This window comes from Micromonospora sp. M71_S20 (genome assembly GCF_003664255.1).
In the GTDB taxonomy this organism is placed as follows: Bacteria; Actinomycetota; Actinomycetes; order Mycobacteriales; family Micromonosporaceae; genus Micromonospora.
This window is the reverse complement of sequence record NZ_RCCV01000001.1, coordinates 3,664,448-3,678,837: the sequence shown is the minus strand read 5'-3', so window position 1 is coordinate 3,678,837 and position 14,390 is coordinate 3,664,448. Positions and strand designations below refer to the sequence as shown.

Annotated in this window: 6 protein-coding genes; all 6 read right to left on the bottom strand. The window is 75.7% G+C overall.

Going from position 1 to position 14,390, the window contains the following annotated elements:
* Positions 1-19: 19 nt before the first annotated feature.
* Positions 20-1,027 carry a hypothetical protein gene (locus DER29_RS15790; protein ID WP_121398019.1) on the bottom strand — a complete coding sequence of 336 codons (1,008 nt, stop codon included), beginning with the start codon at positions 1,025-1,027 and terminating at the stop codon, positions 20-22.
* A gap of 244 nt (positions 1,028-1,271) precedes the next feature.
* Positions 1,272-2,051, bottom strand: coding sequence for an SDR family NAD(P)-dependent oxidoreductase (locus DER29_RS15785; RefSeq protein WP_121398018.1), 780 nt, complete (start codon positions 2,049-2,051; stop codon positions 1,272-1,274).
* Between the two features lie 390 nt (positions 2,052-2,441).
* Complete coding sequence (locus DER29_RS15780; protein ID WP_199729319.1) at positions 2,442-4,358, bottom strand: hypothetical protein; 1,917 nt, start codon at positions 4,356-4,358, stop codon at positions 2,442-2,444.
* Positions 4,355-8,035, bottom strand: a complete 3,681-nt coding sequence (locus tag DER29_RS35360) for a DUF5682 family protein (protein ID WP_233599830.1) — start codon at positions 8,033-8,035, stop codon at positions 4,355-4,357. Before DER29_RS35360 ends, DER29_RS15780 begins: the two co-directional genes overlap by 4 nt.
* Positions 8,032-9,222: an AAA family ATPase gene (locus DER29_RS15770; RefSeq protein ID WP_199729318.1), complete on the bottom strand. Its 1,191-nt coding sequence runs from the start codon at positions 9,220-9,222 to the stop codon at positions 8,032-8,034. Before DER29_RS15770 ends, DER29_RS35360 begins: the two co-directional genes overlap by 4 nt.
* Before the next feature lie 119 nt (positions 9,223-9,341).
* Positions 9,342-14,390 carry a DNA-binding protein gene (locus DER29_RS15765; protein WP_148710061.1) on the bottom strand — a complete coding sequence of 1,683 codons (5,049 nt, stop codon included), beginning with the start codon at positions 14,388-14,390 and terminating at the stop codon, positions 9,342-9,344.

Below are 14,390 nucleotides of genomic sequence, written 5' to 3'. Positions count from 1 at the left end.
GGGTTCGTGTGCGCCGGGGCTAGACCGCGCGGGCCACGCAGATCCTGGCGTCCAGGCGTGGCCCGGCCTCGTAGAGCATGTATTCCACGCCGCCGTCGGTGCCGAACGTCGGCGACGCCACCCGGCCGTTGTCCGACGCGATCGGCCGGTGGAACACTCCGAGGTGGACCTCGCGGTCGAAGTTGTTGCCGACCTCGGTCAGATACATGTTGCCGCTGCCGCCGTGGTACGCGATGTACGCGGTGCCGTTGCGCTTCAGCAGGTGCGGCGCGGAGATGTCGGTGAGCCCGTCACCCGACGGCGACACCAGCGGGTTCGGGGAGAACTGCCAGCCGCTCCAGCCGTTCGGCGACCAGCCCCAGAAGATCTTCCGGGTGCCCGGCCGGATGGTGTGGGCGCCCATGAACACCATCACGTAGCGGTTTCCCTTGCCGGCCACCGGGTGCTCGAAGACCCGCGCGTACGAGGTCTCGGTCGTGTTGGGCACCAGGTTCGTCGACAGGATCGGCGTCTCGTCGGTGAAGCGGACGCCGTCGGTCGAGCGGGCGACCCGGGTCGTGTGGTTCTCGCCGTGGAAGTACAGGTAGAACTGCCGGGTCGGCGCGTCCCACACGACGTGCGGCGACGACACGTGGCTCACCGTCGTGGACGGCAGCACCCGGTCGATGACGGGATTGTCGGCGTACTCGGTGTAGGGGCCCTCGAGCCGGTCGGCGTAGGCGAGGCAGATCCCGCCGGGCGCGTCGTGCGGCGCGTAGTAGAGGTAGTAGCGGCCGAGGTAGCCGCCGATCTTGTCGTAGACGCCGCGGACGCACGGGAAGATGAACTCGCCGGTCGGGTTGTAACGCAACGGCCTGTCGAACGCGTCGCGCACGTACCGGTAGTTGGGGAAGCCGGCCGGTCCGGCGAGCGCCGGCGTGGGCGTCGCGGCGAGGCCGGCGCCGGTGGTCGCGGTCGCGACACCGGCGGCTGCCGCACCACGCAGCAGCGTGCGTCGGGAGAAGGAGCCTTCCGGGGTACGCGTCATCGCGTTCCCTCCGTTCGTGGGGCGGGCCGACGGGGGCAGGGGAAGCGGGCCGGCCGTGACGGGGCAGGTGTCACTCCGCCTCGCAGAGCGGCCGATCGGTGCAGACGCTCGTCGCGGGCGGTGCCGTTGGTCGATGAGTCTGCGCGTGGCGTCTCGGCGGCGTCAAGATGCTAATACGAATTAGCAAGGCGGTCCGGCAGTTCGGCCGCTGCTGCCCAGGCCTGGGATCACGCCGACGGCTCCATCACCTGACGGGAGATCCACCGTCGACCGGGATGGTGTGGCCGTGAATGAAGGAGGCGTCGTCGCTCGCGAGGAAACAGACCGCCCGGGCCACCTCGTGGGGTTCACCGTACCGGCCCGCCGGGGCTTGCATCGTGAGGTCGTAGAACGGGAAGTCACTGGTGATCTCCGCGCCCTCGAAGGCCGCGGTCTTGATGACGCCGGGTCCGATGCCCACTGCACGGATGCCTCGGTGGCCGTAGTCGTAGGCGATCTGCTTCGTCAGCCCGATGACGCCGTGCTTGGCGGTGGTGTACTCAGCCCCGACTTCGCTGGCGACCAGACCAGATGCCGAGGAAACGTTGATCACGACGCCGCTCCCGCGCTCGAGCATGTGCGGAAGCGTGGCCTTCGTGGCGAGGAAGACGCCCTTCAGGTCGACCTCCATGACGCGCTCCCACTGGCTGGTCTCGATTTCGAGCAGCGGGAGGTAGGCGCCGAACACGCCGGCGTTGTTCACCAGCACGTCGACGTGGCCGTACGCGTCGAGGGCGGCGCTCACCATGGCGTCGACCGAATCCTCGTCGGTGACGTCCGCCGCCACCCCGGTCGCGTCTCCTCCGGTGTCACGGATCCGCCTGACCGTCGCGTCGGCTCGCTCCAGGGAGAGGTCGGAAACGACGACCTTCGCCCCTTCTTTGGCAAGCTCCACGCACATGGACTGACCGAGTCCGGAGCCGACCTGCTCGGGGCTGTATCCGCCCCCCGTCACGAGCACGACCTTGTCCGTTAGTCCACGCACGCCACATCTCCCGTCGGTGAGGGAAACTGCCCTGGTTCATCGGATCGACAGAGCGCCGGACTGATCGGACGACGACGCCAAAGCCGCCGGCTCAGGCTAACTGCTGAGGTTGTCCGGGATAGCCGGAATCGTCCGTCCCGCAGTCGCGTGAGGGCACTCATTTCCCGCTTTCGGATCGGGAGTAGCGGCGAATGCCGCGGGAGATTTCAGCGTCGGCTCGGGCGCAGTCGAGGGGCCGGCACCCGCCCGGGTTCGGACGGGTGCCGGGCGCTGAACGGCCGGGCGTGGTCTGCGACCGCGTCGACGCCGCCTGCCGCGCCACCGGCTGAGGACCCTAGCCGTCCGGCCCGCCAGCCACCGGCCTCGAGGTCGATCGCGGTTTCCGGCAGGTCAGCCGACGGGTGGCGTCGTCCAGGAGGACCGGATCAGCTCCCGCTCGGCGGCGGCGAGGTGGGCGGTGGCGGCGAGCCAGGCCCACGCGTACCGGTCCGGGTCGGGATCGGTACGCCGGCCAAACACGTCCCGGCCGCGCCGGTCGGACTCGTCGGCCAACCCGGTGGTGAGCGCGGCGGCGGTGGTGAAGCCGGCGCGGCGCAGCGGGCCGGCCAGGCCGGTGCCGTCGCCGCGGGCCGCCTCGGCGACGGCGCGGCGACCACCGGAGACGGCCAACTCCACCAGGCGGCGGACCCGCCACAGCGGGGACTCCGCAACCGCGTCGGCGCCGACGGCGAGAACCGGTTCGGTCACCTCGGCCGGGTCGCGCGGCGGCAGGTGGCCGCCCTGGATCTCGTCGTAGCCGAGGTCCGCCCGGCCGTGCCAGTCCGCCGGCAGCCGCAACGTGGCGGCGGCACCGGGCACCGGGCCGACCGCGAGCGGTCGCAGCGTGCTGGCCCGGTCCGGGTCCAGCCGACCGACCACCCGGACCCGCAGGCCGGGCCGGGAGGCGAGCCGCCGCAGGTTGGCCACGTGGGCCAGCATCGGATGGGAGTCGACCGGCACCAGCCGGATCACCGGCCCGTCCGGCACCGGCGCACGCTCGCGTCCCGCGTCGGTGGCGGGGACCAGCTCGCGGGCCAGCACCTGGTCACCGACGGCACCCACCACCATCAGGTCGCCGCCGAACAACGCGGTCCCCGCCCGGGCCGGGTCCTCCGGGTCGTCGGTGGCGAGTTGCGCGGTCACCACCTCGGCGAGCGGGCGGGCGAACAGGTGCGCCAGCGGCCCGGTGGACCAGTCGGTCCCGGCGAGCGGGGTGGCCCGTACCCCCTTACCGGCACCGAGCCGGCCGTCCGGGGAGACGGTGGTGCCGGTGATCCGCAGGCCGCCACGGGCCAGCACCGCGTGGTTGACCGCGACCGCGCCCATCTCGGTGACCGCCCGGGCGCAGTCCCGCGCCCGGTCCGGACCGCCCGGTTTCACGTCGCCGAAGGACAGTTGGCGCCCGTCGGCGGCGACCAGGTGCGTGACCACCCCGGCGTACCCGGTCGCGCTGATCACAGGCTCCCGGCAGACGCCGTGCACCTCCAGGGTGCCGTCCGGCTGGTAGGCCCGCCGCAGGACGCCGACCAGCGCCGGGTCGGCATCGCCGGCGGCCAGCCGGCCGGCGACGTACAGCAGGTCGTGCAGCACCTCGACCAGCTCGGCCAACCGGTGGCCGTTCTGCCGTCCCCGCTGCGCGCGCAGTCCACGCACCGTGCGCAGCGCGGCGCTCTCGGCCCGCGGCAGGCCGGCCAGCCGGGCGCCGTGGGCGGCCCGCAGCAGTTCGGCCTGGGGCACCGCCCCGGCGGCCGGCACGCCGGCCGCGAGCACCGCGGCGGCCGCCCGCCACAGCGCGCCGGCGGCGGCCCGTTGCGCCTTCGTCGGTGCCGCGCCGCCGGCCGCGCCAGCCGATTTCCTGGTACGCCCGGTGCGGCCGGACGCCGCGTCGGCGCGGCCCGACGTCGACGACGCCGCGGCGGCGGCGGACGCCGGATCGGGGTGGGTGGCCGGGTCGGCGACCGGGCAGGCGAGAAGGACTGCGGCGCGGTGCAGGCAGCGGGGCGCCAGCAGGCAGTTGCACCGCGCCTGGTGCGGGTCGGTGACCACGCCGGTCGCTCCGGGCGTCAGGGTGACCAGCGACTCCGGGCCGCAGTCGACCGACACGCCCCCGTCGACCGGGCCGACCGGTATGCCGGCCAGCCGTTCGACGGCGGCGTCCAGCCGCTTGTGCAGCCGGGGTGGCAGGGCCGCCACCGCCGCGGCGGCGACCGCCGGCAGCACCGGCGGCAACCGGTCGGTGTCCACGGCAGTGGCTGTGCGGTCCGTCAACGTGATCCTCCGCGGATGCGGTCGCCCACCCAGCGGGCGAGTTCGAGCGGGCTGAGAGCGGCGACCGGCATCCCGGCCGCGACGAGCTGCTCGGCTACCGGCACCGAGTAGCAGGGCGCTCCCCTGTCGTTCAGCGCGGCGCAGCCGAGCAGGTGCACGCCCGAACCGACCAGCGTGCGGACCTCACCGAGCAGCCCGGCCAGCGGATAACCCTCCTCGAAGTCGCTGACCACCGCGACGATGGTGCGGCTCGGCACGGTCACCAGCGAGCGGGCGGCGGCCAGCCCGGCGGCGATGTGCGTACCGCCGCCGACGCGCACCTCCAGCAGCAGCGACAGCGGGTCGTCGACCCGGTCGGTCAGGTCGACCACCTCGGTGGAGAAGGCGAGGAAGTGGGTGGACAGGGTGGGCACCCCGGCCAGTACGGCGGCGGTCAACGCCGACCACACCACCGACGCCTCCATCGAGCCGGACACGTCGACCACCAGCACCAGCCGCCAGTCGGCCTCCTTGCGGGTGCGGCTGTTGAAGACCGGGCGTTGCGGCACCACCACCGTCCGGCCGTCGCCGAGCCGTTGGGTGTGCGCGAGGTTGGCCCGCAGCGTACGGGCGAGGTTGATCCGGCCACCGGGACGGCTGGTCGGACGCGGGTTGGTCAGCCCGGTCAGCGCCGGGCGCACCTGGGTGGCCAGCTGCCTGGTCAGCTCCTCGACCAGTCTCCGCACCAGGGGCCGCAGCTTGGCGAGCTGCCCCTCGGGCAGGCCGCCGGCCAGCGACAGCACCGAGGTCAGCAGCTCCATCGAGGGGCGTACCGCGGCCGGGTCGAGTTCGGTGAGCACGTCGGTACGGCCGTTCTCGGCCGCCCGGGCGATGACCTCCTCGCGTACGGCGGTGCCGAACAGCGCCTCGAGTTCGTCGGCCCACTCGCGGGCGGTCGGGAAGGAGGCTTCCTGACCGCCGCCGGCCGCCTGCCCGAGGTCGGTGGCGCCCTCGCCCTGACCCGCCCCGTACAGCTCGTCCAGGGCGCGGGCGTAGCGGCGGGCGTCGGCCGGCAACCGGTCGGGTTGGCGGCCCAGCAGCAGCCGCCACCGGTCGGTGGCGGTGAGCCGGGCGTCCGGCGTGCCCGGCCCGGGCGCGGCGCCGGCATCGGCGTCGGCGTCGGCGGGGCCGGCCGGCGTGCCCGGGACAGGGATGCGGCGGGCGAGCAGGGCGGCCCGGCCGGCCGCGTCGGCGGCGGCCCAGCGGGCCAGCAGCTCCGGCGGGGCGGACAGGCTCAGGTCGAGCCGGTCGCCCAGCCGCTCGGTGACGGTGTCCAGCAGCCGGCCCCGGGCCGCCGGGGTGAGCACGTCGAACCCGCCGCGAAGCGCGGGCAGCCGGTCCAGGAAGTCGGCGTCGGGAAGCCGCTCGATCCGCTCCAGCAGCGGGTCCAGCGCGGCCGGGGCGGACTGCAACAGCGGGTGCGCCCCGGTGAGCAGGCCGCCGAGCAGCCGGTGCAGGTGCCGTCGGGTGTCCGGTCCGGTCGCCGCGTCGACCCAGCCGGCCACCCGGGTGCCCAGGGTCTCCAGGTCGGTCAGGTCGAGCAGCACCCGGGCGGCCAGGGCGGCGCCCTGGATCAGCGGCGAACCGGTGCGGGCCAGGTGGTCGAGGGCCTCGTCCAGGCGTAGCCCGATGCGGTCCTCGCCGGCGCGGACCGCGAGGTCGACCAGCGCGGCGGCGTCCGCCGGGGTGTCGCTGCCGGCCAGGCCGGGCAGCCCGCGCACCGCCGCGTCCAGCAGCACGACGGCCAGCTCGGCCGCCCGGGCCCGGCCGTCGGGGGTCGTGCCGGGCAGGTGTTCGCGGCGCAGCGCCTCCAGCAGGTCCAGTGCGGCCAGCAGCTCGGGCAGCGTGCCGGTGCCCGGCAGCACCGTGGCGGCCAGCTCGAGCCGGTCGGTGACCAGCTCCGGCAGGTCGCACCGGGCGGCGTCGCGGAGGCCGGTGAGCAGCTGCGCGGCGGTGGGTCCGCCGTCGGCGGCCTCCCGGCGGAACCGCTCCCGCAGGGTGCCGGCCGCGGCCAGCGCCGCGGTCACCCCCCGTACGCCGACCAGGTCCAGCCGGGCCGCCACGGACGGGGTCCAGACCAGCTGCCAGCGGGTGGTCAGGGCGGCGCCGTCGCCGGTGCCGGACACCGCGATCGGCTCGCCGTAGCCGACGCCGCAGACCTGGAGGCGTTGCAGCAGGATCTCCCGCCGCCCGTCCAGCTCGGTGCGCAGCGGGTCGAGGCGCACCTCGCGAGCCTTCGGGCTGTCCGGGTGGGGCAGCCGCAGCGTGGTGAGTTCCGCCTCGACCGCCGGGCCGAGCCCGGAGCGCGGCGTGCCGGGGGCGATGCGGCCCCGTTCGGCGCCGACCAGCACGCTCTCCAGGGCCTTGGCCAGCGCCCGGCCGCGGCCGAGCAGTTCGCCCTGGCCGAGCACGGTGGTCACCGCCTCCAGCACCTCGCCCCGGCCGGGGGCGGGCAGGTCCCGCAGCCGGGCCAGGTCGTCGGCGAGCCGTACCGTCTCGGTGGCCTCACCGGTGCCGGCGGTGTGGCCGGCGGCGCGGAGTTCCCGGCACAGGTCGGTGACCGCGCGGGCCGCGGCGGCCCGGATCCGTTCCGGGTCGCCGGCGGCGGTGAAGACGGACTGCTGCCAGCGGGGGTCGCGGATCCCGGCCGGGTAGCCGGACCGGGAGTCGAGCAGGTCGAACGCGTACGGCACCAGCGAGGTGACCGCCGTGCCGCCGCCGTCGGTGGCGGCCGGTCGGGGCGCAGTCGTCACGGAGCGGACGGGATCGGCCGCGGCGGTGCCGGGCCGGGCGGACGCGACGGTGACCTCGGCGGTCGACGGGGTGGTGACCAGGGCCGGGGCGTGGAAGGCGCCGATGACGGCGGCGACCCGCCGGCCGTCGACGCCGGCTTCGGCCAGCACCCGGCGCATGTGCCGCTCGCGGGCCAGGTCCCGGGCCGGCACGCCGTCGCGGTTGGCGCTGTCGGTACGCATCGCCCAGCCGACGCCGAGCGCGGCCCGGCGGACCGCCTCGGGCGGGCAGCCCGGGGCGCGCACCTCGACCACCCGGTCCCACAGGTCGTCGCCGTCCCGGCCGGTGCCGCTGGCACTGAGCGCGGCGGCGTAGGACCGGCGCAGGCCGGGCACCGGCTCCCCCGCGTCCGGTGCGGGCTCGCCACCGGCAGTCGGGTCGGCGCCGGCTGTCGGGCCGGGGTCGGTGGGGCCGGCGGTCCAGCCGGGGTCGGCCAGCGGCAGGTCGCAGCAGACCACCTCCACGCCGCGCTGCCGGGCCCAGCGGATCGCGGCCAGCTCCGGGGAGAAGTCGGCGAACGGGTAGAAGCCCATCGGCCCGTCCGCGCCGTGGCTGCCGACCAGGGCCAGCGGGGCCCGCGCGGCCGGATCGGAGAGGTACGGCAGCCAGCGCTGGAAGTCGGCCGGCAACTCGATGCAGACCACCTCGGCCCCGGCGGCGTCCAGCAGCGCCGGGACCGCCGCCGCCAGCGCCGGGCTGTGGTGCCGCACCCCGATCAGGTACGGCCGCACCGAACCGGCGAGCGCGTCGACCACGGCACGCGGATCGGCCGACGTCGCGTCGGCTCCCACCGGGTCGGCGGTCGCCGGGGCCGCACCGGTCGGTGGGCTGGAGAGGGTCGTCACCGCAGGTTCTCCCGCAGGTCCCAGAGCCGGCGCCACATCGCCGAGCCGTCCTCGGCGCGGCGACGGACCGGACCGTCCCAGTAGCCGAGCAGGCGGGCGTGGTCGTTCTGGTCGTCCTTGCGGACCACGCCGAGCAGGTGCCCGGGCACCAGGTCGAGCGCGTCCCCGTCGGGCAGGTACGCGGCCGCCAGGCCGAGCGACACCGCCACCTGCACCGCCTCGGCGGTGGACATGACCGTGCCGGGCCGCTCCACGTCCCAGCCCTCGCCCGACCGGCCGGAACGCAGGTCGCGGAACACGGTGACCAGGGCGTCCAGCACCGCGTCGTCCACCGTGTACGCCGCGCCGGCGCGCTGCACGGCGGCGGTGGCCTGCTGGCGGACCAGGTCGGTCTCGACGTCCGCGTCCGAGATCGGGTGGATGGTCTCGAAGTTGAACCGGCGCTTGAGGGCCGAGGACATCTCCGACACGCCCCGGTCCCGCAGGTTGGCGGTGGCGATCACGGTGAACCCGGGCACGGCGCGGATCAGCCCGTCCTCGGTGCCGGACAGCTCCGGCACGTTCATCCGCCGGTCGGACAGGATGGACACCAGCGCGTCCTGCACCTCGGGCAGGCAGCGGGTGACCTCCTCGATGCGCACCACCCGGCCGGTGCGCATGGCGGTCAGCACCGGCGAGTCGACCAGCGCCTGCGGGGTCGGGCCCTGGGCGAGCAGCAGGGCGTAGTTCCAGCCGTAGCGGAAGGCGTCCTCGGTGGTGCCGGCGGTGCCCTGCACGGTCAGCGCGCTGGTGCCGCAGACGGCGGCGGCCAGCAGCTCGGAGAGCATGGACTTGGCGGTACCGGGCTCACCGACCAGCAGCAGGCCCCGCTCGCCGGCCAGGGTGACCACGCACCGCTCGACGAGGCTCCGCTCGCCGACGAACTTCGCCGGGATGGTCATGCTGGCCGGCAGTTCGGCGCCGTCCGGGCCGGTGCGCCGGTCGGCGGGCAGCTTCAACGCCTCGCCGTCGCTGCCCTGGATGAAGGTGACCACGGCGCGCGGGGTCAGTGCCCAGCCCGGCGGCCGGGCGCCGTCGTCGTACGCGGCCAGGAAGGCCAGCTCGTCGGCGTACCGCTGCTCGGCGGAGAGGACCTGGGCGGCGGTCTCCGGCGCCACGGTGGGGCGGACGTGTTCCGTCACGGTCACGGGCGTTCCTCGATCTCTCTGGTTCGGATGGGGGTGGGTCGGGACAGGGGTTGGCGGCCCGGTGGTGCCGCGACGGCCGGGCAGGTCGTCGCGGACACCACCACCGCGTCAGGGGTGGGTCAGCGGCGGGTGGGCAGGTTGTCGAAGCGGGGCCGGTCGCCGTCGCGCAGGCGTTGCCAGGCCCGCCGGTGCAGCTCGGCGGCCGGTTCGAACGGTACGGTCACGCCGAGCGCGGCCGTGCCGTCGGGTGCGAGGTCGAACAGGGTCACCTTCCAGCCCTCGATCGGCGCCTGCCCGCTGCCGCGTTCCAGCCAGGGGCCGGGCAGGAACAGCGAGCGGCCGGCCCGGGACCGGCTGGCCTCGACGACCAGGTCGGTGCCGGCCAGTTCGGCGCGGGCCGCCTTCAGCCGGGCCGGCTTCCAGCCGGTCCACTTCGCCGTGTTGCGGTCGGTCGGATCCGGCATGGCCAGCAGCATCAGGTACACCGCCGCCGCGTCGGCGCCCAGGCCGTGTGCCCCGGCCACCTCGGCGACCAGGTCCGGCACCGACCGGGTCGGATCCTGCGGCCACCAGGTGCCGTCCGCCGCCCGCGCGCCGCCGCCCGGCTCCCCCGGATCGCCGAGCAGCGCCGCGAAGCGTGGGTCGCGGACCAGGCGCAGCGCCACCTCGACCGGGTACGGCTTGGCGGCGTCACCGCGCAGCGCCGGCAGGTACGGGTCGGACCCGTCGGCGTCGAGCAGGTCCGGCCGCAGCGCGGGCGACGGCTGGCTGTCGTGGGTGGACAGCACGATGGCGCCGTACCGTTCCCAGCCGGGGCCGGTCTCCGACGGGGTGCCCGCCACCTGCCGGAACGCGGGCAGGGAGACGTACTGGTCGAGGTCGAGCAACAGGCCGGGGTTGGCCAGCCGGTCCCGGATCGCGGCCAGCGCGGCGGGCAGCGCAGCCCGGCACGCGTCGCCGGCCGGCGTGTGGTGGGCCACCCAGGCCGCCAGGGCGACCGTGGAGCGCAGCACGTGACCGGTGAAGCCCGCCGCGCGGCCGTCGACCGGCCGGACCCGGTCGCCCCTGATCTCGAAGGCCAGGTCGGTGCTCAGCTCGGTCGAACGGGCCGGGTCGAGCAGCGCCGGCAACGCCTTGGCCGGCTCCCAGCCGGTGCGGACCGTGCGCGTCGCCTCGGCGAGCAGCTGTTCGGGCACCACCACCCGGCGTCCCAGGGCGGCGTTCCACACCGCCGCGGCGGCGGCCACGTCGGGGCCGTCGGTCCACAGCCGGGCCGGGTCCTCCGGCAGCAGCGCCGAGACCACGGCCCGCCGCAGTCCCGGCCTGGCCTCCCTCAGCACCCCGAAGGCCAGCTTGACCTCCCCGACCTGCCTGATCCCGAGCGCCTTGCGCAGCTCGGTCGGCACGGTGTTCGCCGAGTCCACGTACGGAAGGCCGGCCAGCAGCAGCTTCGCGGCGGTGGGGGTGACGCCGGTCAGCTCGGCGAACTGCTCGGCCGCCTCCGGCCGCCAGGGCAGCGGGCCGCGCGCGGCCGCCTCGGTGAGGAAACCGGCCAGCCAGCCGGCCGGCCGTTCGTCACCGACCGGCTCCGAGGACTGCGCCGTGTAGGGCTCGGGCACGGCGAACACGCCCGCCGGGTCGTGGTGCAGCGCGTCGAAGAAGTAGCCGGTGGCCGTGCCCCTGGAGTTGAGGACGGCGAGGAACGCCCCGTCGGGCAACGGCAGGATGCCCGGCCTCGGGTAGCGGCGCGAGCCGTCGGGGTTCTTCAGGTCGTCGTCGCGCAGGTGCAGCCTGCACCGGCGCCAGCGCCCCGGCGCGGCCGCCGCGGTCAGGTCAAGCCGGTCCAGCGCCGCGAGCAGGGCGCGCAGCGTCTCCCGGTGCTCGTCCGGGGTGACCGCCGCGACGGCCCGGTAGGCGACGGCGGCCAGCCCGCCGAGCAGGGACCACCAGTCCAGCGCGGACGGCAGCGGCGGCCCGTCGAGGTGCAGGCGTACGGCGGAGGCGCCCCCGCCGGCGGTGGACCACTGGGTGGTGAACGCCTGGAACTGGGTGAAGGCGTGGGTCGCGGTGCCCGCCCCGTGGGCCGCGCCACGCAGGCCGTCCAGCGCCGCGTTGAGCTGCCGGTCGGTGGGTCCGGTCACGGTGACCGCCGGCGCCACCGCCGCCGGGGCGGACAACGACCTGGTGAGCCGCTCGGTCACCGCGTCCAGGTCCGTGCGCACCCGGGCGGCCAGCCGCAGCACCCCGGCCACCCCCGTCAGCACGGCGTCGTGGCTGACGGCCGGCAGCGTCGAGCGGACCAGCTCGACCAGCGCGTCCGTGTCGTCCTCGTCAGCGGTCGCGCCGGTGGTGGCGGGCCCGGAGCCGGCGCCGCCAACCATGGTCGCCGGAACCGCGACGGGAAGGCCGGTGACGGCCTGCGTGGCCGCGGTCAACCCGGATCGCGCCGCGCGGGCTGCGGCCCGCGCGGCCTCTTCGGCCAGGGCGGCGCGGCGCTCGTCGAGGGCGGCCTTCAGCAGCGCGGCGGCGGTCTCCCGGTCCATCCGGCGCAGGGCGGTGGAGCCGGCCGGGTCGCGGGGCAGCATGTTGCCGAGGAACTGCCGTGCCGGCAGCGGAACCGCGCCGGGGCTGTAGTCCCGGCTGGACGGCGGTCCGGCGGCGGCCGACACCATCCCGTCCGGGTCGACCAGGACGGGACCATGGAGCACGGCACGCGGCCGGTCGTCGCCGGGCAGCACCAGCGCCGCAATCGGTTCCTGGCCGGCGGCCACGGTGACGGTACGACCGGCCAGGTCCTCACCGCGTACCGAGCCGTCCGGCAGCGTGACCACCCGCCAGCCGAGCAGCCCGTCCACCGGGACGGCGGCCGGGGTGGCCCGGTCGGACAGGGCCGGCCGCAGCCAGCTGGCCGACTCCCGGAGGTGGCTTCCGTCGACCGGGAGGTCGGCCAGGAACCGGGGCAGGCCGCGCCGGCCGTGGGTGTTGGCGACCGGGTCGTACTCGCGCCAGCCGTAGGCGTCGTCCTCCTCGCTGTGCCGGTACACCCAGTGCGAGGTGCCGTCGGTGATGACCGGCAGCTCGGACGGGACGGCCGTGTCACCGGCGTGCAGCACGCCGTCGCCGGTGGTCCGCCCGCCGCCGGCCAGCGGCAGGGTGATCTGCTTCCCGCGCGGCTGCTTGCCGTGGTGACGGCCCTGGATGAGCTGCGGTTCGCCCGGCGACGAGTGCCAGTAGCCCCGCAGGTCGTAGTCGAGCGCCTTGGAACGCCAGTAGACAAGCAGTTGACCGTCGACGTAGTGGTAGCCGGGTTGACCCCACATGTCGCCGGCCGGGATGCGCAGGTCGTGGCGGAGCACGATGCCCTCGGCGCCGATCACGCGCACCGTGGTCGGCCCGCCCAGGATCACGTACGGCCAGGCTTCCTGCCGGACCACCTCGATCCGACGGTCGCCGCCGGTCACCTCCTGCCAGGCCAGTTCCCAGTCCGGCCAGCCCAACTCGTCGAGGATCCCGCCGCGCAGGCTGCGGGCGACGCGCTCGGCGAGGTCGACGCCGAGGGCCTGCCCGACGTCGCCGCCCCGACCGGGCTCACCGGTTCCGTCAAGCTCGTCGGACACCAGGCGCAGCGCCTCGACCGGGAGCCTGCCCAGCCAGTCCACCGACGCCGGCAGGTACGGCAGGCCGGCGGCGAACCGGTCGCGGATGCGGGCCCGCAGCCAGTCGATCAGCATCGGCCGGATGCCCGGCGTCTCGACCATCCGGCGCAGGGCGGCCTGCTGGTCGTCGAGCTGGTCGAGGCCCCGGCGCAGGGCACCGGTGAACCGGTCGTCGCCGGCGACGGCGAGCAGGTCGCGCTCTCCCCCACGCGTGACCCAGCTCGCCAGGTCCAGGGCCTCGTGCTCCTTCGGCGCGGCCACCGGCAGGTCGAGGGCGAGCAGCAGGTCGAGCAGTTCCAGGTCCCCGTCGGCCCCGAGGGTCTCGCCGCTGTCGGCCAGCTCGACGCGCAGCCGGTCGGCCATCCGCTCGACGAGCGGGTACAGCTGCGGCAGCCGACGGCGTTGGTGGCCGGAGTTGACCCGGCTCACGAAGCGGCGCAGCCAGCCGACGGAGCCGTCCTGCGGGCGGGCCGGGTCCGGCACGTCCGGGTCGGACAGCCCCGCGAGCGCACCGGTGTCGGTCAGCAGGGCCAGCCAGGTGACCAGGTCGTCCCGGCCGGCGGGCATCAGGTCGAGCAGGCTGCCGCGGATCGCCGGGTCGCGACCGGCCAGCGCCGTCAGCGCCGGCAGGTGCGCCTTCCACCAGCCGGCCGGCGCCTCGGCGGCCACCGGCAGCCGGAGCAGCTCGGTCAGATAGGCCGCCTCACGCTCGGCGACGGCGGCGGCCCCGGCCTTGCCGGCGGCCTTGGTGGCGGCCCGGACCAGCCGGTTCACCACGGCGGCCGACTGGGTGGACGGAACCACGCCGGCGGTCGCGGCCCGCAGTGCCAGCCGGCAGAACCGCTCCAGCGCCTCGTCGGCCGGCAACTGGGCGGACAACTCCTTGGCGTAGCCGGCCAACGCGGTCGCGGACACCACCTTGGCCGAGGCGAACTCCACGTAGACCTCGTCCAGCCGGTCCAGGTCGACCGGCAGGCCGTGCTGCGCCTCCGCCTTGCGCGCCTTGTTGAACAGCTGCGTCGCGTACGCGTCCTGCCCGGCGGCCAGGAACACCCGCGCCGCCTGCTCGAAGAACGTCGGCAGGAGGTGCGGCAGCGTACGGGCGAGCCGGTCGGCGATGCTCTGGTGTCCGTCCAGGGCGGCCTTCGGCCGCGACCGCACCTGCTTGGCCAGCTTCTGCAACTCCGGCACCACCGCCAACGCGTGCCGGCCGTCCGCCGGGTGGTGCACCAGCACCCACTCCGGGAAGGCCAGCGGTCGGCGGGGACCCAGCCCGACGACGACCGGCTCGGCGCCGGGAGACAGGCCGAGGAACCCGACGGCGATGTCCTCGCCCTCGCCCAGGGCGGCGTCGACCAGGCGGACCACCGGCCGGTCGTCGAGGGCCGGGTGCCGGTAGGTGCGGGCGGTGAGGGGCACCGCCCGGTCACCGGCCCCGGCGGTGTCGGCCGGCAGCACCGCGCCGGCGGTCAGCAGGTTCTCGACCGCGCCATCGTCAGCCGTCGTCGTCAT